The sequence below is a fragment of the Flavobacterium sp. JAS genome, from assembly GCF_020991455.1.
Taxonomy (GTDB): Bacteria; Bacteroidota; Bacteroidia; order Flavobacteriales; family Flavobacteriaceae; genus Flavobacterium.
Window position 1 is genome coordinate 1 of sequence record NZ_JAJMOX010000016.1, and the last position, 23,093, is coordinate 23,093.

The following is a 23,093-nucleotide window of genomic DNA, read 5'->3' on the forward strand; positions in this document are numbered from 1 at the left end:
AGACGAAGCCAAAATTGGTTCTGCAGGATTGGTCATGGCTATTGTTGGCGGTGCATTAATGCCTGTTTTACAAGGCAGTATCCTGGATTGGGGCGGCCCGGGATTTTCAGATGTTCACCTTTTAGGATTCATTCCTGAGGTGAATTTTTCATTTATTTTGCCTTTAATTTGTTTGGCTGTAGTGGCCAATTATGGTCGGGCCACTTTAAAAAAATAGTTCCAAATAAACTTGTAATAAAAAGTTTTTCTTTTTTTAATATTAAGCAATACGAAAGAAGTTTTTTTTTATATCATTATTTTTTTTTTACAATTAGCAAAATTGCGGTTCTCATTGATGACGACAAGTTTCGACTACCAATGGGTTCTGCAATTTTGTTGTTAGTGTATCGCGAGAATTTTACAATTTATAATGTTAAAGATTACTTCCTTAATAAATTCCAATGAACTTGATACTCTAACCAACTTTAAAAAATTGTAGTTGGGTTACAGAGACTATCATGGAAAGGTATAATGAAAATAAAAAAATCCTTATTCTTTGTGTAAATCAATGTAAGGATTTTTTTGTTTTCATTGAATCCGTCTGCTGCTAATATTTAATTCTCTGTATTTTTCTTTCTGTTTTATTAGATATTGAATTATCAGATAATGAGATCTATTTTTTTGTTATTGAAAAATATATATATGGATTTTGTTTGTTATTATAAAAAATGTCATATATTTACCAACCAGACCAAACCAAACCAGTTTGTGCTAGATTAAATTTTGATAAGCTATATATCTAAGGTTTTTCAATTGTACTGTTACACTAGTTTTACGCAGGATTGGTTTTGGGAGCAGGGCTTTAAATAGTTAGTAAACAAAGGAGATTGCTCTTAATAAATTTGGGAGAATCTAAAAGAATTCAAAAAATAAATTACATGTTAAAAGAAGATTTTAGTGAAGTTTCAAGAAGGAATAAAACCATCAGTACTAAATCAGATCTGGTTGTTGTAGGTGGTGGATTGGCAGGTGTATGTTGTGCCATAGCTGCTGCCCGCGATGGAATTTCGGTGACATTAGTCCAGGATAGGCCTGTACTGGGAGGCAACGCATCGAGTGAAGTGCGATTATGGACCCTGGGAGCTACGTCCCACATGGGCAATAATAATAGATGGGCTCGGGAAGGTGGAATAATTGACGAGATTTTGGTGGAGAACCTGTATCGAAATAAGGAAGGGAATACTTTGATTTTTGATACCATATTGCTGGAAAAAGTGATTAATGAAAAGAATATTACTCTTTTATTGAATACTTCTGTATATGAGGTTAAGAAATCAAATGCGGCCACAATTAGTCAGGTCATTGGTTTTTGCAGTCAAAATTCAACAACTTACATCTTAAATGCTGGCCTCTTTTGTGACGCTTCCGGGGATGGAATTGTTGGATTTCAGGCAGGTGCTGCTTTTAGAATGGGAGCAGAAAGTGAAGCGGAATTTGGTGAGAAATTTGCGCCGGATATCTCTTATGGAGAATTATTGGGGCATACTATTTATTTTTACAGCAAAAATGTGGGTGTTCCGGTAAAATATGTGGCTCCAGAATTTGCTTTGAAGGATATAACAGATATTCCGCGTTATAAGGATATTAGTGATAAAGATTACGGTTGCAGATTATGGTGGTTAGAATATGGTGGCAGAAAAGATACCATACATGAATCGGAAGATATAAAACTCGAATTATGGAAAGTAGTATATGGGGTTTGGGATTATATTAAAAACTCGGGTGAATTTCCTGATGCTGAAAACTTAACCCTGGAGTGGGTAGGGACAATTCCTGGTAAACGTGAAAGCAGGCGTTTTGAAGGATTGTATATGATAAAGCAACAAGATATAGTGGAACAAAGGTTGTTTGAAGATGCTGTTTCGTTTGGAGGATGGGCGGTTGATTTACATCCTGCTGATGGTGTTTATGATTCTCAGCCGGGTTGTACACAATATCATTCAAAAGGCGTGTATCAGATTCCAATGCGCTCGATGATAAGTAAAAACATTACAAATTTATTTTTGGCAGGAAGGATCATAAGTGCAACACATGTAGCTTTTGGTTCTACAAGAGTTATGGCTACTTGTGCACTGGGGGCTCAGGCAGTTGGCCTTGGGGCAGCGCAGTGTATTAAAAATAATATATTACCAGCTGATTTAATTGAGGGCGATCAAATAAAACTGCTCCAGCAAACTTTAAGTTTAAATGGTCAGAGCATACCTGAAATCCCAATAAATCAAGAACAGAATTTAGCGAGTAAAGCACAAATAGAAGTTTCCAGTGAATTGGTTTTAGATTCTTTGAGACCAAAGAGAGAATGGAGAAATTTAGATATTAGTGTAGCTCAGCTATTACCTTTAGAATCGAACAAAAGATATAATTTTAAGTTTGACTTTTCAGCAATAGAGGATACAACTATCACTGTTCAGCTAAGAACATCCGAGCGTACAGGTTACTATTCACCGGATACCATATTAGAGAGTAAAGATATAAAACTCTCAGCAGGGGATCAGGAAGTATCGTTTGATTTTGACACTGTACTGGAAAAAGATCAATATGCTTTTATCACTTTTCTAAAAAATGCAAACGTTTATTATAGAACATCGGCAGATCGATTAACAGGGATACTTTCTTTATTTAATGGTAAAAATAAGGCGGTTAATAATAATGGAAAACAAGATCCTCCAAGTAATTCCGGTTTAGATGCCTTTGAATTCTGGATACCAATGAGGCGTCCTAATGGAGAAAATTTAGCATTTTCTATCGAGCCTGCTTTAAAGGCTTTTTCAAAAGAAAATGTAGTAAATGGTTTTGTCAGGCCTTATTTAAAACCCAATGCATGGGTTGCCGATTTCTCAGATCAAAATCCTTTACTTTCACTTAGTTGGGATTCGGTGCAGACCATCAGTGAGATAAAATTGTTTTTTGATACGGATTATGATCATCCCATGGAGTCTTCTCTTATGGGGCATCCGGAAGATGTAATTCCGTTTTGTGCAAGAAATATTAAAGTCTTTGATATGCATGGAAATGTTTTATATACCCTTTCAAATAATTATCAGACTATAGTTACTCATAAGTTTGATTTACCAATCTCAACTTATGGTTTAATTATAGAAATAGAACCTCTCTCAGAGACTACTCCGGTAGCACTCTTTGAAATTCAAATATTTTAATGCAAAAGATTTAATTACTAACTAACTCAACCAAATAAAAATGAATAAACTTAAGTTACTGTTTTTGGCACTATTTATTTGCCAAATTGGATTCTCGCAACAATCTTCTGTTTCAGGAGTTGTTTTGGATCAGAATAAATTGCCTATTGTAGGGGCTAGTGTTTTAGTTAAAGGCACAAAGAAAGGTACGTCAACGGATTTTGATGGAAATTTTTCTATCAATTTAGGACAAGGAGAAAAAATTATTCAAATTTCGTCTATTGGATTTGTTACACAAGAATTTAATGTTACAGCAAATTCTAAAATAAGTGCAATACTTAAGGACGACGTTTCAAAATTGAATGAAGTTGTAGTGGTGGGTTACGGTACCCAGAAGGTAAAGGATATAACAGGTTCTGTGTCGGTGTTGGACGGGGCTGCGATAGAAGCTAAAAAAACAGTGCAAGTCTCAACTGCTTTACAAGGGGCAATACCAGGTGTTTTTGTTTCAAGGAGCTCTGGCAGGCCTGGTTCATCAGCAACCATCTTAATTAGAGGAGTTACGTCCTTGGGTGATTCTTCTCCTTTGGTATTGATAGATGGAGTACCAGGTGGAATTGATGATGTTAATGCTGACGATATTCAAAGTATGTCTGTTTTGAAAGATGCGGCCGCGGCGGCTATCTATGGATCCAGAGCTGCAGCGGGAGTAATATTGATCACGACCAAACGAGCTAAGGATGGTAAGGCAACTTTATCCTATAGTGTAGATTCGGGGTTTCAAATACTAGGGAAGCTGCCCGAATTTGCTGATGCGACAACCTATATGGCCTACAATAATCAAATGAGAATTAACGACGGGCAGACCCCTACCTATACACAGGATTATATTGATAATTATTACAAAAACAACGCCTTGAATCCTGATGCCTATCCCAATACAAATTGGAATAAGACTTTTTTCAAAACTAGTGCATTACAAACAAGGCACAGTTTGTCGATGTCAATCGGATCAGAGAAACTCAAATCAAACGCATCTATTAATTGGATTGAGCAAGCATCACTCACACCCAATAACAATTACAAAAGATTAAATTTAAGATTAAATAACAATTATGCCTTTACAGAAAAAGTATCAGGAATTTTTGATATTAATTATAAAAGATCAATTAAAAGAAGTCCTGCGCAAGCAACTGATGATATTTATGGTGTATACAGAATAGCGCCTATATGGGATGACTATTATCAGGATGGTCGTTATGCCCCGGGAAGAAGTGGCGAAAATCCAGTGGCAACAGCAATTGAAGGAGGAAATGTAGACGGGACGTTTAATGTTTTGGGGGCTAGAATGGGACTTGAATTTGAACCTATAAAAAGATTGAAATTAAGAGCAATTGTAGCTCCAACTATTGGTTTTGACAGAGAGACAAATTTTACAAAAATTGTTCAATATACCGATGTTTTAGATCCTACTCAGGTTATTGCTACTTCAGCACAAACTGTAAATACACTTAGAGAAGAGAGTAATAACAGTGAGACGCTAAATATCCAGGCAACTGCAAATTATGATTTTAAATTTAAAGAGAATAAATTTGAATTTTTAGCTGGTTTTGAAGATAACAGAAATAAAACAGAAGGATTAACGCTAGGAAGAGATGGCTATTTATTTCCTGACTATACTTTAATAGATTCAGGTTCACAAGCAATTCAAACTACAAAGGGTTATGCCTCCGAAACGGCTCTTAGATCTTATTTTGGAAGGATAGCTTATAATTTTAAAGATAAATATCATCTTCAAATTAATGGACGTTATGATGGATCATCTCGTTTTGCCGCTGATTATCGTTGGGGATTTTTTCCATCAGTTGCCGGTGGATGGACAGTATCTGAAGAGCCCTTTGCTAAAAAGATTTTAGGGGATACTTATTTAAAAATTAGGGGATCCTGGGGTAAGTTAGGAAATCAAAAAATAAGTAATAATAGTTATCCTTATATTTCATCAGTTACTTTAGGTAACAACTTGTTCTATGATAATGGAGTGATTAAGACTTTAACAACAGGTGATATCAGGACTTTAAATATGGAAGACTTATCATGGGAAACAACGGAGTCCTATAATTTAGGTCTTGATTTAAAATTATTTCGAGACAGATTAGGCATTACTGCCGAAGGTTATAAGAAAAACACACATGATTTATTGAGGTCTATTCCAATTCTTTCTTACATAGGTTTAAATGCATCACCACAGAATGTTGCAGAAATAGAGACATACGGATGGGATTTAGGATTAAGCTGGAGAGATAAAGTAGGTGAACTCAAATATCATATAGAAGCTAATGTGTCTGATAGTAAAACCGATGTAGTGGATTTAAAAGGAACAAAAGATTTAGGTGATAAAGCATTACTTGAAGGTCAGGAATTTGAAGTGTATTATGGATATAAATCTTTAGGATTTTTAAGTCAGCAAGATTTAGATAATAAAGTTGCACTAGTTAGCGGAACGGAAAAACCCGGTGATATGCGCTATGAGGACATAAGTGGTCCCATGGGAGTTCCTGATGGGAAAATAACGGGAGATGATAAGGTACCTTTGAAAAGTTCTACCCCGCATTACGTTTACGGAGGAACTATTGGTATTGATTATAAAAATTTTGATTTTAATGCTTCATTTCAAGGTGTTGGAAAACAAACACGTTATTATACAAGTTTTATGGTGAGGCCTTTTTTAGCTAGCACAGGTAATGTTCCAATAGATGTAGTTGGAAATACATGGACCCCTGATAATCCTAATGCAAAATATCCCCGCTTAACAGATCAGAATGCAAGTGCCAATTACAGATTATCAGATTATTGGTTAAGGACAGCTAGCTATTTTAGAATTTCAAATATAACCATAGGTTATACGCTACCTAAAGAGGTGATCAAAAATATTGGGTTGTCCAGTATTAGGCTTTATGCAACAGGCACCGATGTATTTCTTTCAACAAAATTCCCAAAAGGCTTTGATCCTGAGATTAAGGAAGTTGAATCACCAATTACCAGTACTTATTTATTAGGATTAGATGTTAAATTTTAAAACAGACTTAAAATGAAAAAATATATAAATAAACTAGTTGTTCTAGTTGTAATTCTGGCAGTAGTTTCTTGTGATAATTTAGATCGTTTTCCTTTAGATAACCCTAGTTCAAAGACTTTTTTCTCGAATCAATTGGAAATGGAAACTGCCGTAAACAGATTGTATACATCAATATTTTTTGAAAAGGATAATGAGCGATGGGGAGATAACGAATGGAACCGTTCACTAAATGGAAATACTTTTTTAGCAGGTACCAACACCTCACAAACCTTTGACTTTTCTAATGGTTGGTCAAATTCATATACTGCAGTAAACAGAGCTAATGTAATATTAGAGAACATAGATAACCCAAAGGATTATAAAGCAGGTGTTAGGAATCGTATTGAGGGAGAAGCAAAGTTTACAAGGGCATATAACTATGCCTTGCTTGCTATTAGGTTTAAAGATGTACCCCTTATAACCAAGACAATTTCTACTGATGAAGCTTTGAATGTTGTTCAATCTCCACAGGCTGAGGTCCTTGATTTTGTATTTAAAGATTTAGATGATGCTATTGGTTTATTACCTGAGTCCTATTCTGGTGTACAACGAATCACTAAAGGAGCTGCCTTAGCACTAAAGGCAAGAATTGCACTTTATACAAAACGTTATGCAGAAGCTGCTGCTGCAGCAAAACAAATTATGGATGCCAAAAAATACGCACTATATCCATCGTACAGGGATTTATTTTTAGCAGCGGGGCAAACCAGTAAAGAGATTGTATTTAGTCTACCGCGTTCGTTAACATTTGCTGTGACGTATAATATTCAATATGATATTTCAAGATTGACGGGTGGGTACGCATCAAATATTCCAATGATCTCTTTGGTGGATAGTTTTGAGTGCACTGATGGATTGACAATTGACAAATCCCCTTTATATAATGTAGCAAAACCATTTGATAACAGGGATCCCCGATTAAGGGCTTCACTGGTAGTTCCAGGAGATCCATGGCTAGGGTACGTTTATAACAGCAGACCAAGTGCGACACAAACCATAAGATTGTCAGATAATAAATTAATCAGTAATCAGGATAGTCCATCGGTTAATACTTTTCCAAGTTATACGGGTTTATTAAAAAAGAAAGGAATTCCAAATGACCCTGCCATTAATTGGAAAAGTCAGGACCTTGATTATGTTCTTATTCGCTATGCAGAGGTATTATTAACCTACGCAGAGGCAAAAATAGAATTAAATGAAATAGATCAAACAGTTTTAGACGCAATCAACGCAGTTAGGGCCAGAGCATATGGTGTAGCTATAGGTAATACGTCAGGTTACCCTGCACTTACCACCACTAATCAATCTGAATTAAGACGATATCTTAGAAGAGAAAGACGTGTTGAATTTTGTTTTGAAGGCTTACGTTATCGTGATATTCTGCGTTGGGGAATTGCAAATGAAGTCTTTAATAAAAGTTTATACGGTTATCCGAAAACTGAAACTGCGGGATGGCCTATTGGGGGGACTCCAACATTTGATGCAAATGATATCCCAAATTACTCTGCATTTGCATCTAATTTGAATGTCATATATACTACCTTTTTTGACCCTGAAAAGCACTATTTATGGGCAATACCATATGGAGAATTTACTATTAATAATACATTAAAGCAGAACCCTAAATACTAGTTTAAATTTAGGTACTAAAAGACCTGTTCCTTATAAGGAACAGGTCTTACAACTACTTAGAGCGCTTTTAAATTAAAAGAGATGAGTTTATTTTTAACATTGGATTACTTTTTTAAGTCCACTATGATTTTGGTGCAGCGCCGCAATCTTAGGGCAATACAGCTGTAAAGAATTTGACAAAAAAGCATACACGATACTCTGTGTTATGCTTGAAGAATTTGGAGGGTAAGCCCACAAGTAAAGGTTGAATGGATGATGTGCAGCGGCCTTTTAAAAATAAGGGCAGCCAGAGAAAGTATCTGAAACAAAATACACAGAAAACCATAATAAATGAAATGAAAAAAATAATAATCGTAATAAGTTTTTTATTTTCCAGCATTAGTTTTAATGCTCAAACTTATGTGAATTATGCTGAAGGAAAATCTATTGAAACTACAACTAAAAATAATAAAGATCTAGCGCTTTTGGTTGATGGTAATCTTTCGACAGGTTCTTTGATGTTTAACCCTAAGGGTAAGCCATATGTTATTGAGTTAAATTTAACAGCTGAATTTAAAATAGGAGGGGTACATCTTTATATGGATGATAAAGGAATCTTGCCGATTCGTAATTTTCAAATTCAATATAAAAGCGGTACAGAATGGTTCGATATTCCCGAGGCAGTTATAAAAGATAATTTCAGCAGTGAAAAAAGCATTGTTTTTAATTATCCTATATCTATGAGTGCTATCCGTATCGTTACTTCTAACGAAAGTACTTTTGGATTACTTGAATGGCAGGTTTGGGGGACTGATGTTCCTAAAATGCCTTATCAGATTAAAAAAGAGATCTCAAAACCTTTTCTTGCAAGCAAGCATTGGATTTGTGTGAACCAAATGGGCTATAATTTAGGTGCACCAAAAAGATTCACCGTACCAACTGCCAAAACAAATTTATTATTTTCTATCTATGAAACTAAATCAGGCAAACTTGTTTACCAAGGAATAGTAAATAATAAGACAGGAGATTTTTCAGATTTTAACCCCAAAGAATCCACTAAGAAAGAATACTATATCGAATTAGGGGGTGATGGTTTAGGCAAGGCAAAATCTTATGCGTTTGCCATAGGAAGACATTTACTTCAAAATATGTCTTATCAACCGGCTGTTGACTTTTTTAATGATTCCAGAAGTATTATGGGGAGTCATCCTTCGGCATATGGAGGGACCCCGTGGAGAGATGGGACTTATTATACTGATGAAGTCCCTTCAATGATTCTTATGTATCTTTCCAACCCTGTTTTTTTTGATAAGATGCCCGTTACGATGAATTGGAAAGCTGAAAAAGAAAAGGCACTTTCCAAGGACTTTACCTATATTTCTGCTTATAAAGATGATAATCCTATGGAAAAAGTAATAGGATATTATTCAAAGTTGCCACCATTAAAAAACGCTAGTACTCCTGATATTATTCAGTGTATTCGATATGGGATAGGATGGAATTTAATTAATCCTGTAAGTGAGGATCCCTCAGGTGATCCTTTAGGTAAAGAATTGCATAGTCAAACAATTGAACAGTTTGCTTATTTTTTATATGGGTATCCTGCATACAAAAAATATATTGGAGAAGAATTTTATAAAATTGTTTTAGATTCGACTGTAAAATGGTGGTATGAATCAGGTCTGTTTAATGTGATTACAGAAGTAGGTGATCCAAAAGGACGTCATGCGCCGGGGCATTCTATTATGCCAAATTTGATGATGTATGAAGTAGCTAAGAGAGAAAATTTAGCCAATGCGGATTATTATTTAAAAGCCGCTCAGGTACAAACCCAGTGGATGATTAAAAATGCTGATTGGAGTAACCCTGCTTTTACAAAAGGCCAGCGCATGAGTGAGCATAAAACCATAAACGGTTTAGCACACTTTTTATATCATTATCCGGAATTGGCTCCAGAGGGATTAAAACAAAAATTAGTGGATTGGGCCCAGCAGGCAGTGTTACTTTCTGATAATATGTGGGACTTTAGAAAATTTGACCAGAGTACCTGGACCCTTCCTGGTTACAATGAAGCCGGTAATGTTATCGGATTTCCTGCATGTGCTTTATCTGTGGCGATGGTCTTAGACAATGGGGAGCTCAAGGACAGATTAGTTGAATTAGCGTATGCTCATTATGATAATTTTATGGGGAGAAACCCACAAAACTCAAGTGCTGCAAACCATCCCCATTTAGGGTTCAAGGGACTTGATAGTGCATGGCCTTTTCCAGATAAAAGAACAGATGTTTGCGCGAGGCTTGAACTCACCCGCGGTTCATTAAGTTCCTTGCCGGGCTCGGAAATGTATCCTTTTAATCCAGTGGGGCGCCCCAGACATGGGGAAGGCTGGACAGCCTATAATTCGTGTTGGAATTTGAGTATTGCTTATTTAAATTTTTTCGAAAATGTATCAGATCCCTCTGTTTTATCTAAAATAGATCCATAAAGTAGCCAATACGTTTTTGCTCAACTAGTAATTAGTTGTAAAAATGAATTTGGTTGTACAAGATCAAAGATGATGAGGTAGTTTCAAAAATAGGCAAAACATATAGGTACCCAAGGGAAGTTTTCTAAACATAAAACAATATTTTTAAAGTTAAGGCTTCCCAGTAAAGGTTATCAGCAAATAAATTGATTAATTAAGAAAAATTATGGTTATACAGAACAGTTTAGGAGTTAAAATTATAACTATGAAATTCATTACAGGCATTTTTTTTTCCTTATTGAGTTTATCGGCCTTCGGGCAGTTAGATCCTTCTTCAAATTATCGGGAAAAACTTTCCCTGGATAACGGATGGAGGTTTCATTTGGGAGACATACCTTTTCCGGAGGTTAAAGGCCATCAGAAAAGCTATTCAAATGCCAAAGCAGGAAAGGCGGGAGGTGCCGCGGCAACAGATTATGATGATACCGATTGGAGGACTCTTAACCTGCCTCACGACTGGGCAGTAGAAGGCTCGTTTGATTCGATAGCCAATCTTGCTCAGGGCTATCGAAAACGTGGGATCGGATGGTACCGTCGCAGTTTTAAAATAGACCCGAAAGACAAGGGTAAAAACCTTGAACTTCAGTTTGACGGCATAGCAACTCATTGTACAGTCTGGTTTAATGGGATTGTGGTACACCGCAACTGGTCCGGATATTCTTCCTTTTATATTGATATATCGGATATGGCCAAGTATGGAGATGCCTTGAATAACATTGCAATCAGGGTGGATGCTATTGATCAGGAAGGCTGGTGGTACGAGGGCGCAGGAATTTACCGTCACACCTGGCTTGTCAAACGCTCTCCATTGCATATTGCCACTGATGGTGTATTTGCCCATCCTGTTAAAAAAACAGCGGTAGAATGGGAAATACCTGTGGAGGTAACACTTGCTAATAGTGGTGAGTTGCGTTCTGATGCGCGTGTTATTTCAACTCTTTTTGACCCACATGGAAATAAGATAGTAAGTGAGCAGAGAGTCATCAATGCGGCTTCGCTAGATAAAACTATAGTTCATCTGAACCTTAAGACCAGCAATCCTAAATTATGGTCCGTGGAGCAGCCAACATTGTATCGTGTGCAGACACTGGTGGAGCAAAACGGGCATGTAACTGATACTTTGTCCACTTCTTGTGGATTTAGAACTATACGTTTTGATGCAGATTCCGGTTTTTACCTTAATGAAAAGCCTGTTAAGCTCCAAGGGGTATGCAATCATCAGGATCATGCCGGTGTAGGAGTTGCTGTTCCTAATTCATTATGGGAGTTCCGTTTAAGGAAGCTTAAAGAAATGGGAGCAAATGCTTATCGCTGTGCCCATAATCCGCCCTCAGCGGAGTTTTTAGATGCCTGTGACAGGATGGGTATTTTGGTGATGGATGAAAATAGAAATTTCAATTCTTCACCTGAGTACATGGGGCAACTGACCTGGATGGTACGTCGTGACAGGAACCATCCCAGTATCATTTTGTGGTCTATTTTTAATGAGGAGCCCATGCAGGGAACAGAAATAGGTTATAAAATGGGACGCCGGATGAGCGCCGAAGTAAAGAGATTAGACAGCACACGACCTGTAACTGCGGCGATGAATGGAGGACTTTTTGAACCTGTTAATATCTCACAGGCCGTTGATGTGGTGGGTTTTAATTATCAGACCAATAATTACGATCGCTTTCACAAGGAGAATCCCAAAATGATGCTTACCAGTTCAGAAGATGCTTCTGCCCTTATGGTAAGGGGCAGTTACATCACAGACGCCGCAAAGCATACTTTAGATTCTTATGACACCCAAAAGCCAGTCTGGGGATCTACACACCGAAGAGCCTGGAGGGTCATAGCCGAGAGGCCTTTTATGGCAGGATGTTTTATCTGGACCGGTTTTGATTATCATGGCGAGCCCACCCCTTATGACTGGCCTACAACAGGCTCCAGTTTTGGTATTATGGACTTATGTGGTTTTCCAAAAGCTGCTTATTATATCCATCAGGCGCAGTGGATTAAGGATAAACCGATACTTCATTTGGTGCCGCATTGGAATTGGGAAGTAAAAGAGGGAACTCCTGTTAAAGTTATGGCCATGAGTAATGCTGAAAAAGTAAAACTGATCCTGAACGGTAAAGTAATTGGGGAGCAAGAGGTAGATAAATATGAAATGAACAGTTGGGAAGTCCCTTATAAGCCCGGAAAATTAGAAGCTATAGGGTATGTAAAGGGAAAGGAAGTTTCCCATTTTAGTGTAGAGACTACTGGGCAGCCCGTGCAGATCAAATTAACTGCGGATCGCAGTAAGATAAAGGGAGACGGCTGGGACGCTGTTCCTGTAAAAGTTGAAGTTTTAGACCATAAAGGACGGCCGGTACAAACGGCAAATCTGCCTATAGAATTTGAAGTGCAGGGTGAGGGTACTATTATCGGACTAGGGAACGGCGACCCTAATTCACATGAAATGGAAAAGGGCAACAAAAGGAGTTTATTCAATGGTCTTGCCCAGGTTATTTTGCAGAGCAAAGCCGCAGGAAATGGTGAATTACTATTAAAGGCCAACTCTAAGGGCTTAAAATCAGGTATAGTTAAAATAGACATTGAACCTGTGAAAAACATACCGTCTGTTGCAGTGGAGAAACCCTCTATGGTATTGGACAAGTGGCTTCTATCGCCAATAAGTGCCGTTAAGCCGGATCCAAACATGGTACTTGCCTCCAATGACATGAACAGCTGGCAACCGGTCGGCGCGGGGAATCCACGCGTTTTTCCAAATGGAAATTTTGCGGTTTTCCGTGCCAGTTTTACGCCATATCTTGCCCAGCAGAATAACGGGGGCAGTATAATTTTAAAAAACTTAACCGGCAAAGCCGAAGTTTGGCTCGATAAAAAATTATTGGCGGTAAAAAACGGGGAAGACCTGAGTGATTTTTCAGTGCAGTTTCCCGCAGGGAAAGGAAAAAGAGAGCTGAGTATACTTATTGAAACAAGCTTTGGGAAACCTGCCGGTTTAGGAGGCTTGGTTACTATTGAATAAAATATTGAACAGTTTGCTGGCAAGCCAGGGAACAGCAGCCAAAAAAATAAAATTAAACCAATGGCTTTATTAAGCCAAAAAAATATATTCTGATGAAAAATATAGCAATATTAGCGGTGAGTGTTTTAACATTTTCCACAGTAAATAAAACTTATGCCCAGCATAATTCAATTACATCTCTTGATACCCTTTCAATTGATCATACCGATAAGGCAGGTAGCTACCAGCTTATGTTTGAAGATAATTTTTCGAAAGCCGGAAAAATCAATGCTAAAGATTGGTTATACCGCAACAATGTAAAAATGGGAGGGGTGAGCTGGCCGCAGAATGTAGTGCAGGGAAAGGCTACCGACGGTAGCGGGGAAGATTGTCTGCTCATTAAATTTACTTATGATGGTTCCAAAGCTGAAGGACAGCAGTATTTAGGTGGTGGGGTAGTATCGGCCCACAATTTTGGATATGGATATTACGAGGCCAGGGTAAAGCTCTACGGTGGCAGTAAAGAATTGGCGGGTTTACATCAGTCATTTTGGTCTATGGGCCTAACTGGTACAAACGAAGCAGAAGGTAAGGGCGTAAGAGACCATTTAACTTCTACAGGGGTTATCCCAAAAGAGAACAGAGTGCTTGAAATTGATGGGTTTGAGCATAATTCATTGAATGATAAACTTGCCCAGAATTATCACATTTACACGCCTACCCATAAAAGCAAGGCCCCGGAACCGGAAAGCACCCATAGAGATTTATCAAAATGGATCACTATGGCCTACGAGTGGTTACCCGATAGAATTAATTTTTATTGTGACGGCAAATATATTTCAACAAAACATTTGGACAGTATCTGGAAGGTATATGCTCCTCAAAATTTATGGCTTACTGCTTTACCTGTTGATGTTGCCGCGTGGGGTGGTTTGAAAAAACCAGCAGAAAACGCGGCAATGCAGGTAGATTATGTACGCTACTATGCTAAAGTTTTACCTGGTGTCAACCGTATTGGTAATGGTAGTTTTGATTATGGTAAGGCAAAGAATACTTATCCTATTGCGTGGATTGTTGATCCAAAAAAAGATAGTAATGCAGTGACTGTGGTCTCAGACAGTATTTCTTCCCAATCCGGTAAGGGTTATCTGTTTTTTAAAGCAGATAAAGCGTATAAAGCTTCGGTAAGGCAAACAGTAGCATTTATACCTGATGGAAACTATACTTTTGGTGCATGGATTAAAAGCTCGGGTGGACAAAAAGACGCCTCTATTATTGTAAAAACCGGAAATAAAGAGCAGGTCATTGCCCTGAGAGAAAGTGCCAACTGGGAAAAAGTTGTAATTCCTATGGTTAAGGTTGTAAATAATCAGGCGGTTATTGAGATCAGATGTACCGGTGATGCGGGGCAATGGTTAGTGGTTGATAACGTAAGTTTTACTAATTTTTAGCTTGAAGTTTAAAAATAAAAATAGCAATATGCGAAGCACCCGGTAGTTTGGTGTATTTAGAAAAAGAATCACCAATAAGATTCAAAAAAACTATCAGTTTATGTTACTTCATTAAAAAAAATATCAATTTATGCGTGTATTCAAACATTTATATTTTCTGGTTTTTATCATTATACTAGGGGGACCTGCTTTATTAAAAGGCCAGTCCGTTAAAAATACCCCTTTAACACTCTGGTACAATCAGCCCGCCAATAATTGGGGTGAGGCTTTGCCCTTAGGCAACGGGACTATCGGTGCGATGGTTTCTGGCGGGGTCCAGAGGGAACACCTTTATCTAAATGAATCCAGTGTATGGTCTGGTGAGTATCATTTCAATGAGAATAAAGAAATGCCTGAAAAGATTAAAGAGATCAGGCAGTTATTATTTGAAGGGAATTATAAGAAGGCCGAAGAACTGGTGGCTAAATATTGTACCACACCCAATGACCCGCGTTATGGGAGTTACCAGCCCCTGGGAGATTTATATTTGAATTTTAAAGATGTTGACGGGGAGGTAAAGAATTACAGAAGGACTTTAGACCTGAATAATGCCACCAGTACTGTTGAATTTACCTCAGGTAATGCCACTTTTAAAAGGGAAAGTTTTATCAGCGCCCCTGAAAATGTAATGGTGATAAAGCTAACTTGTGATAAAAAGCAAAAAATTAGCTTTGATCTGGCATTAAGCCGTGAAAAAGGTGCCACTACCACCTTTAAAGGGAAAGACGGCCTGCTTATGCAGGGAACAAATGATTTTGGCGGCTCCACTTTTAGCAGTGCCTTAAAGATTATAACCGTTAAGGGATCTATTGCTACTGTAGATGGTAAGCTCAGTGTGAGTAATGCGGATGAAGTTTTAATCCTGTTTACTGCCAGTACTGATTTCTGGGGTAAAGATCCCACCGAGCAATGTGAAAAAACTATTGCCGCGGCGGCCAAAAAAAGTTATAAGCAAATGCGAGCCGATCATATTAAGGATTACCGTTATTACTTTGATCGTGTAAGTATTGATCTTGGCTCATCTATAAATAATGCTCTTCCTATGGGCGAACGTGTTAAAAAAGCTAAGGATAGCAACGATAATGAGCTTTGCGCTTTGTTTTTTCAGTATGGAAGGTATCTATTGATTTCCAGTTCCCGTCCAGGTGGCCTGCCTGCGAATTTGCAGGGTATCTGGAACAAAGACTTTAAGCCTGCCTGGTTTTCTGATTTCACTGTTAATATTAATTTTGAAATGAATTACTGGCCGGCAGAAGTCACTAATTTATCTGAGCTAACCCAGCCGATGTTCAGTCAGATAGAGCGTATGTACCCGGCAGGGAAAAAGTCTGCCAGGGAACGTTATGGTATGCCTGGCTGGGAAATGTCTACCCGAAGTACCCCTTGGGGAGTCAATGAGCTTAGAGCAAGTCCGAGTTTGTTGTTTCAAGATGGTGCAGCCTGGCTATGCACGCATTTATGGGAGCATTATTTGTACACCAATGATAAAGAATTTTTGAAAAAATATTATCCTATTATCAAAGACGCAGCGCTATTTTATGACAGTTTTCTAATTAAGGACCCAAAGAGCGGCTGGCTCGTGTCAGGGCCTTCAACATCACCCGAAAATAGGTTTAAGGGGCCTGATGGTAAAAGCTATTCAGTAGATATGGGCACTACCATGAGTACTCAAATTGTCTATGACATATTTACTATCAGTGCCAAGGCTGCCCAGGTGCTGGATGTAGACAAGGAGTTTGCTGAAAATATCACGCAGAAACGCTCAGCGCTGGCTCCAATGCGAGTGGGGTCAAAAGGTCAACTATTAGAGTGGATGCAGGAATATGAGGAAACTGAACCACAACACAGGCATGTATCGCATTTATATGGATTATTCCCAAGCAATCAGATTTCGCCAGCTACTACACCTGAATTATCAGAGGCTGCTAAGAAGAGCTTAACGGTTAGGGGAGATGGGGGAACAGGCTGGAGCAAAGCCTGGAAAGTTTGCTTTTGGGCGAGGTTACTTGATGGGGACCATGCCTATAAAATGCTGATGGAAACTTTTAATGAAAGTACACTCCCCAATTTATTTAATAATCATCCGCCTTTTCAAATTGATGGAAATTTGGGAAATACGGCCGGAATTGCGGAGATGCTAATGCAGAGTCAAAACGGGGAAATCGTTCTACTACCAGCATTACCCACACAATGGAAAGCGGGAAGTATTAAAGGCCTGGTGGGCCGTGGTGGTTTTATTGTTGATCTTTCCTGGGAAAATAACAAGCTGGTAAAAGGCACTATTTTTTCTAAAAATGGTGGGGAATGCAGGGTTAGCTACAGCGGCCAAACCGTGAGGTTCAACACCGTTAAAAATCAACAATATGAGTTGGATCAAAGTTTAATATCTCAGATTAAATAAGACCGGACCCAATTAATTATGAGTATGGCAGGGCCTGTTTATGTGACAAATGATTTCCTGTTATGGAAAGCTTTAAAGGGGACTGAGGGAATAATTCTGCTTTTAAAGTTTTTTTTAATCTTTAAAAGCGGAATTAATTTACAGCAATAAACCAATTACAAGGATGCAGCTTTAATCTTCCCCAGTTTTTGTTTGCATAATATACCTTACCTGAATCTTATTTAAATTAATATTTATGATTTATTACAAGTTACAAATTAGCCTTGTACTGATTTTTATCATTTTAATAGTGGTTTCTTATTTGTTAAACAATAGTAACAAGCGTGGTAAAGAAATGCTGATTATAAAAGAAGAGGACTTTGAAGCCTTAGAGAAACAGAAAAAAACAGAAAGGGCGAAATTTGAAAATGATATTGAGCAGAAAGAAAACCAGCTACGGATTATTATGCTACAAGTACTCAAAAAAAATGAATTGTTAAACGAAATTAAAGCAAAAATTGAAGAAAAGGACCCTTTGTCCAACCAGCAATTATTAAAAATGTTGAATCAACATTTTGAACAAAATAAGAGATGTAGTGATTTTGATCTTTGCTACGAGAGCATTAATAAAAATTTTTACATGCGAATAAAAGAAAACTATTCAGAAATTAATTCTAATGACTTAAAAATTTGCGCTCTTATAAAACTTAATATGTCAATCAAAGAAATGTCCTCTATCCTGAATATTTCTCCTGATAGTGTAAAAACGGCACGTTACCGTTTACGTAAAAAACTACAGCTCACCACTGAGCAAAACCTCAGTGATTTTATTCTTTCCATTTAAAAGCATTACTTTATCTTAATTATTATGGACCTGCAGGATGCAAACCTTAAGCCCGGAACCCCTTTTTATACTGCATTTATAATTGTTGTTTCCCCATTGCAATATTTACAATAAGCATGGCTGCGATTTTAAGTTCCTGGCTCAATTAAAAATAATTTGTTTACTAAATGTCTACCTAAATTATCTCTTCGTCTACTTTTTGTTTACTTCTTTTTTAATGTTCAAATTACGATTTAAGATAGTTTTGCGGCAGCTTCTTTTAATGATTTTATGTCAAATTACTTATTCAGCAGGCAGCTAAAAACCAGTTGTACAAATTTCATAATTAACTCCTTGCCGGGTAAAAGAGAAAATAATTAAACCAAATGAGAATACCAATTAAGACTAATTTAGAAATCTTTCCGTGTGGTGATAACAATGTAAAATTGAAAACTTTTAATGGGGGCATAAGAATTAAAAGATTTGTAAAAAGAGCTATAAGAAAAAGCAATCTTAGTACAAATGTAAAAGTAATGGGACAGTGTATAATGGGCTTTATTGTAATTATGGCAATTTTTTCTTTTGAATCATTTGTGTTTTCCAAACCCCAAAATCAAAATCTACTTATTGGTAAATGGATATGGAGAGAGTCCATACATATTGATAATAGGAGTTATTTGTCTACTCCAAAATTGATGGGATTTCGAAGGAGTATTGTTTTTACCAATGATGGAAATGTTATTACCTACAAAAATGATACAGAAATTAGAGTTAGCAAATATGAACTTAGCAGAGGGACCAGCATTTTTGATCAGCAAGTACACGACCTGCTTACTTATGATGGCGGAACTTATGTTATTGAAGAGCTTACTAATAAATATTTAGTCTTAACAAAAAATTCTAGTGACGGTTATCGTTCCAGGTTTTATAGATAGGAGAATCAAAAAAGTCAGGGAAGGTGATTTTTCTGCCTGGAAGACTCTTTGCTCTATTTTTGGCTCTTGAATTTTAAAGATGATTTATTTTCCAAACTTTAGAAAAAAGCAAGCAGTATTGTTTTTTCTGTAAAGTTCTTTTAATAAAACAATTGAGGTTAACTGATTAATGGATTACAAGTACATCTAAAATATCCTGATTCAAAATAATTAAAATAAAAAATATGAACTAAAAAAATCTGATAAAAAACGGGTGGGTTTAGAAGGGTATTAACCTTTTGAGCACTGCTTAATTTTTACCTGCTATTTATAGTGCAAATGGAACTGAATAGGCCCACAATTCAAATTCTACACCTTATAAATATTTAAGAATAATCCCCAAATCGATAAACTTAACTAATTATGAATTTACACCATAGAAGATATCTTTCTTGCCTGGTCATTTCCAGAATAGCTATAATTATTTTCTTTACGTCTGCTTACACCATAAATGCCCAATGTACAGTACAAACAATAAATAACGATTTTGAGTTACCTGTAGTGTCTCAAAGTGCTGCGTTCCTCAATCAGAGGGAGGTCCCCGGATGGAGAACAACGGCCCCTGACGGTATTATCGAATTCTGGAAAAATGGATCTCTGGGAGGTTTCGCCTATTCAGGGGAACAATATATTGAGCTAAACGCATTTTCTGCCTCGGGCTTATATCAGGATTTTGATTCTTCAAGAAATACTGTTTTTAATTATTCCTTTGCACACAGAGGCAGGGTGGGAACCGATAAAATGGTTGTAAGGGCAGGTCCCCCAGCAGGTCCTTATACCATAATCAATACAGTTTCTACGGGGAATTTACAATGGAAATTGTATAGTGGAAGTTACACAGCCCCAAAGGGGCAAAAGAGTACACGATTTATTTTTGAGGCTGTTTCAACAGCTAGTGGTGACCCGACAGTAGGTAATTTTCTGGATGCTATCAATTTTTCGGGTAAAATAGCTGCGCCAACTATCACGGGGGAGCAAACAATCTGCGCAGGTACTTCAGCTTCTCTTACAGCTTTAGGACAAGCCAATTCCACTGTGAATTGGTATGATAAAAACGGGGGTTTAATTCATAGCGGCTCAACATTTGTATCACCACCTTTACTTAATGATACCAGCTACAGCGTTGAACAAGTTAATGCCTTAGGGTGTAAAAGCGATTTAGAAATTGTAAAGATTAATGTCACTTCTAAGGCTAAAATTGAAGTTGCACTATCAGGTGCTACCTCAATTTGTTCGGGTGAATTTGCAGATATATCTTTTAAAAGTACAAGTCCCGATGTAAATTACCAGTGGACTGTTACACAAACGGGTGTCAGTGGAGCCATTGCAGGCTCTGGAAATCGTATTAATGAGCTGCTAAAAGCCACCTCTACGACAGTAGGAATTGCAAAATATAGTATTGTTCCGATCCTAAAGGGATGTATGGGAGAACCTATTATTGTAGAGATAAAAGTAAATCCCTTAGAGCAGGCAGTTGAAACTTCTGAGATGAGAATTTGCAGTAAAGAATCTGTTAAAATTAATTTATCATCCTATTTAAAGGGAACGGTTTTTACCTGGAGGGCAGTTTCGAGTAATGTCAGAGGCGCGTCAGAGGGCAGTGGAGGTTTTATTGATCAGATCCTGGAGGCTTCCACTATAGATCAGGGTAGTGTTCTATATACTGTTACTACAGAGAATCAAGGTTGTGGAGGTGAAATGCTTGTTCTCAAAGTAGTAGTGGATCCCCTGGCAGAAGTGGTTTTAAATGATGGGACTATATGCAGGAATCCATCCACGGGGGAAGTCATTAAAACGTACCCTTTGGAGAGTAACTTAAGCAGCGCTGACTATGAATTTGAGTGGTACTACAATTCAATAAAAATAGATAATGCGGTATCCGATACATTTGATGCTGATAAAGAAGGAGCGTATAGTGTTATTGCAACAAATAGAAAAACCGGATGTATATCTTCTCCAGCCGGGGCTAAAGTAGAATCGTTTTCAAGCTCCGGGGCAGACCTGGAATTGTCAATTAAACAAATCCCGGGTTTTTCGGATTATAACTCAAGGGTCTTAATTACAACAAAGGGGGGCAGTGGTAGGTATCAATATCAATTGGATAATGATGATTTTCTAGGTTCCAACGAATTTTATAATGTAAAGCCAGGTGCCCATACTATTACAGTGAGGGACCCTAATGGCTGCGTGAATATCAGCAAGAGATTTTTTGTGATTTGGTACCCTACTTTTTTTACCCCTAATGGTGATGGTTTTAATGACACCTGGAATATCTATGGTTTGGAAGATCAGTCGCTTTTTAATGTGAATATATTTGACCGCTACGGAAAATTATTGAAACAACTTACGTCCAAAGATCAGGGGTGGAACGGGCTATACAATGGAACTGATTTACCCTCGAGTGATTATTGGTTCTCAGGGGAATACATAGATGAAGGAGTTACAAATAAATTCAAAGCCCATTTTTCTTTAAAGAGATAATACCCCAAATTTCAAGAAAATAAAGGTTTTAGAATGCTGCTATATATTTTAGTTTTAATGGAAGGTGCCCGGGTTTTACCAGCAAATGCAGACTGCTTCTATTTTGCTTAAATATCTTATAGGCCAAAATAACTTAAAAAAAACCTACTTTTTATGTACTATAAAAAAATACTGTTTTTGTTTTTATTATTTGTTTTTTCCTTTGCCTATTCTCAGGAAGGAATTCCCGTTTATTCGGATTATTTGTCTGATAATTATTATTTGATACATCCTTCGATGGCAGGAGCAGCAAATTGCGCAAAATTAAGATTAACAGCCCGCAGGCAATGGCTTGGTGAGGAAGATGCTCCTTCACTTCAAACTTTGAGTTTTAATGGCAGGATCAGTGATCGTTCAGGGGCCGGTATTATACTTTTTAATGATAAAAACGGGTACCATTCCCAAAAAGGGGTAAAACTTACTTATGCCTATCATATTCTTTTTTCCAGGGATGAAATAGATTTAAACCAACTTTCATTTGGTGTCAATGCCGGAATCATTGAAAATCAGCTCGATCAAAGTACCTTTCAAACTTTTGATCCGGTTATTTCCGGGGATATTACAAAAGATTCTTATTTTAATTTGGATTTTGGACTCTCGTACAATTATCTTGATTCTTATGCCCATTTTACAGTCCAGAGTGCCCTGGAAACAAGGCGTGAGTTGTATAGCGAAGTAGAGAGTGATAATCTCAGGAAATATCTTTTGAGTGTGGGGCACATTTTTGGAAACCCGGAAAAGTTATTATGGGAGCCTTCGGTACTTTTTCAACTCTATGATAAAACAAAGGAAAGAAAGATTGATTTGAATCTAAAGGTTTTTAAAAACATAAACATTGGCAGTATATGGGCCGCAATATCCTACCGAAAAAGCGTAGACAATACCAAAAACAATGATCTTACTGCTTCTCAAAACCTGCAGTATATAACCCCTATTTTAGGGATTAATGCTAAGAATTTTATGTTTGCTTATACTTATTCTCAAATTATTGGAAATGTAAAGTTTGACAGCAGCCCCTACCATCAAATTACATTAGGACTAAATCTATTTTGCAGAGAAAAGCGGTACGATTGCTACTGTCCTGCCATTAATCCTTAAAAAAGCAGAATAGATGGCAGCGACGGAGCACTTTGAAGAAGAGCCAAAGTAAACAGGGGTACGCCATCAATGAAAAGAATAAAAAAAATATAATTATGGAAAAAATAAGAATTATAGAAAAGACATGGTTAACCGATAGTAAACTTTCTAATAATCCTGGAGCTGTTTTACAAGCAGAAGCAGAGAATTATTTTCTTGTACATTCTCGTGTTATCCAATTGCAGAGAGTGAATGGAATCACAACCTGTATATAAGGCAAAATGCACCTTGGTAAGTGCATTTATTTGTTAATTAGATAGTTTGTTTTTTGTTTTTAGTATTTGACAAATGATTGATTCTATTTTATCGGTCATTTGTCATTACTTGTATTTTTTAGCAATAAA

At 37.2% G+C, this 23,093-nt stretch carries 12 protein-coding genes and 1 pseudogene; all 13 read left to right on the forward strand.

Going from position 1 to position 23,093, the window contains the following annotated elements; all coding sequences use genetic code 11:
- Window positions 1–217, forward strand: a pseudogene (locus LPB88_RS21385) (MFS transporter); the annotation flags it as partial.
- 700 nt (window positions 218–917) lie between these two features.
- Window positions 918–3,197, forward strand: coding sequence for an FAD-dependent oxidoreductase (locus LPB88_RS21390; RefSeq protein ID WP_230717696.1), 2,280 nt, complete (start codon window positions 918–920; stop codon window positions 3,195–3,197).
- A 40-nt stretch (window positions 3,198–3,237) separates the two neighbouring features.
- Complete coding sequence (locus LPB88_RS21395; RefSeq protein WP_230717697.1) at window positions 3,238–6,252, forward strand: TonB-dependent receptor; 3,015 nt, start codon at window positions 3,238–3,240, stop codon at window positions 6,250–6,252.
- A 12-nt stretch (window positions 6,253–6,264) separates the two neighbouring features.
- Window positions 6,265–7,923, forward strand: coding sequence for a RagB/SusD family nutrient uptake outer membrane protein (locus LPB88_RS21400; protein ID WP_230717698.1), 1,659 nt, complete (start codon window positions 6,265–6,267; stop codon window positions 7,921–7,923).
- Window positions 7,924–8,258: 335 nt separating this feature from the next.
- Window positions 8,259–10,388: a cellulase N-terminal Ig-like domain-containing protein gene (locus tag LPB88_RS21405; RefSeq protein ID WP_230717699.1), complete on the forward strand. Its 2,130-nt coding sequence runs from the start codon at window positions 8,259–8,261 to the stop codon at window positions 10,386–10,388.
- Between the two features lie 244 nt (window positions 10,389–10,632).
- Window positions 10,633–13,446 (forward strand): beta-galactosidase GalA, encoded by a 2,814-nt coding sequence (galA, locus tag LPB88_RS21410; RefSeq protein WP_230717700.1) that lies wholly within the window; start codon window positions 10,633–10,635, stop codon window positions 13,444–13,446.
- Between the two features lie 92 nt (window positions 13,447–13,538).
- The gene (locus LPB88_RS21415) at window positions 13,539–14,876 is read left to right on the forward strand and encodes a family 16 glycosylhydrolase (RefSeq protein ID WP_230717701.1); all 1,338 of its coding nucleotides are present in this window, start codon (window positions 13,539–13,541) and stop codon (window positions 14,874–14,876) included.
- Between the two features lie 130 nt (window positions 14,877–15,006).
- Window positions 15,007–17,316: a glycoside hydrolase N-terminal domain-containing protein gene (locus tag LPB88_RS21420; RefSeq protein ID WP_230717702.1), complete on the forward strand. Its 2,310-nt coding sequence runs from the start codon at window positions 15,007–15,009 to the stop codon at window positions 17,314–17,316.
- Between the two features lie 235 nt (window positions 17,317–17,551).
- Complete coding sequence (locus tag LPB88_RS21425; RefSeq protein ID WP_230717703.1) at window positions 17,552–18,139, forward strand: hypothetical protein; 588 nt, start codon at window positions 17,552–17,554, stop codon at window positions 18,137–18,139.
- Between the two features lie 512 nt (window positions 18,140–18,651).
- The gene (locus LPB88_RS21430; protein ID WP_230717704.1) at window positions 18,652–19,053 is read left to right on the forward strand and encodes a hypothetical protein; all 402 of its coding nucleotides are present in this window, start codon (window positions 18,652–18,654) and stop codon (window positions 19,051–19,053) included.
- Window positions 19,054–19,455: 402 nt separating this feature from the next.
- Window positions 19,456–21,573, forward strand: coding sequence for a T9SS type B sorting domain-containing protein (locus LPB88_RS21435; RefSeq protein WP_230717705.1), 2,118 nt, complete (start codon window positions 19,456–19,458; stop codon window positions 21,571–21,573).
- A 153-nt stretch (window positions 21,574–21,726) separates the two neighbouring features.
- Entirely contained in the window at window positions 21,727–22,710 is a 984-nt protein-coding gene (locus LPB88_RS21440; protein WP_230717706.1) for a type IX secretion system membrane protein PorP/SprF, read from the forward strand.
- Between the two features lie 95 nt (window positions 22,711–22,805).
- Complete coding sequence (locus LPB88_RS21445) at window positions 22,806–22,964, forward strand: hypothetical protein (protein WP_230717707.1); 159 nt, start codon at window positions 22,806–22,808, stop codon at window positions 22,962–22,964.
- Window positions 22,965–23,093: the final 129 nt, after the last annotated feature.

Excerpts from the sequence above, each read along its gene's own strand:
- LPB88_RS21390 (WP_230717696.1), top strand. The coding sequence starts at position 918 with ATGTTAAAAGAAGATTTTAGTGAAGTTTCAAGAAGGAATAAAACCATC.
- LPB88_RS21395 (WP_230717697.1), top strand. The coding sequence starts at position 3,238 with ATGAATAAACTTAAGTTACTGTTTTTGGCACTATTTATTTGCCAAATT.
- LPB88_RS21400 (WP_230717698.1), top strand. The coding sequence starts at position 6,265 with ATGAAAAAATATATAAATAAACTAGTTGTTCTAGTTGTAATTCTGGCA.
- LPB88_RS21405 (WP_230717699.1), top strand. The coding sequence starts at position 8,259 with ATGAAAAAAATAATAATCGTAATAAGTTTTTTATTTTCCAGCATTAGT.
- galA (WP_230717700.1), top strand. The coding sequence starts at position 10,633 with ATGAAATTCATTACAGGCATTTTTTTTTCCTTATTGAGTTTATCGGCC.
- LPB88_RS21415 (WP_230717701.1), top strand. The coding sequence starts at position 13,539 with ATGAAAAATATAGCAATATTAGCGGTGAGTGTTTTAACATTTTCCACA.
- LPB88_RS21420 (WP_230717702.1), top strand. The coding sequence starts at position 15,007 with ATGCGTGTATTCAAACATTTATATTTTCTGGTTTTTATCATTATACTA.
- LPB88_RS21425 (WP_230717703.1), top strand. The coding sequence starts at position 17,552 with ATGATTTATTACAAGTTACAAATTAGCCTTGTACTGATTTTTATCATT.
- LPB88_RS21430 (WP_230717704.1), top strand. The coding sequence starts at position 18,652 with ATGGGACAGTGTATAATGGGCTTTATTGTAATTATGGCAATTTTTTCT.
- LPB88_RS21435 (WP_230717705.1), top strand. The coding sequence starts at position 19,456 with ATGAATTTACACCATAGAAGATATCTTTCTTGCCTGGTCATTTCCAGA.
- LPB88_RS21440 (WP_230717706.1), top strand. The coding sequence starts at position 21,727 with ATGTACTATAAAAAAATACTGTTTTTGTTTTTATTATTTGTTTTTTCC.
- LPB88_RS21445 (WP_230717707.1), top strand. The coding sequence starts at position 22,806 with ATGGAAAAAATAAGAATTATAGAAAAGACATGGTTAACCGATAGTAAA.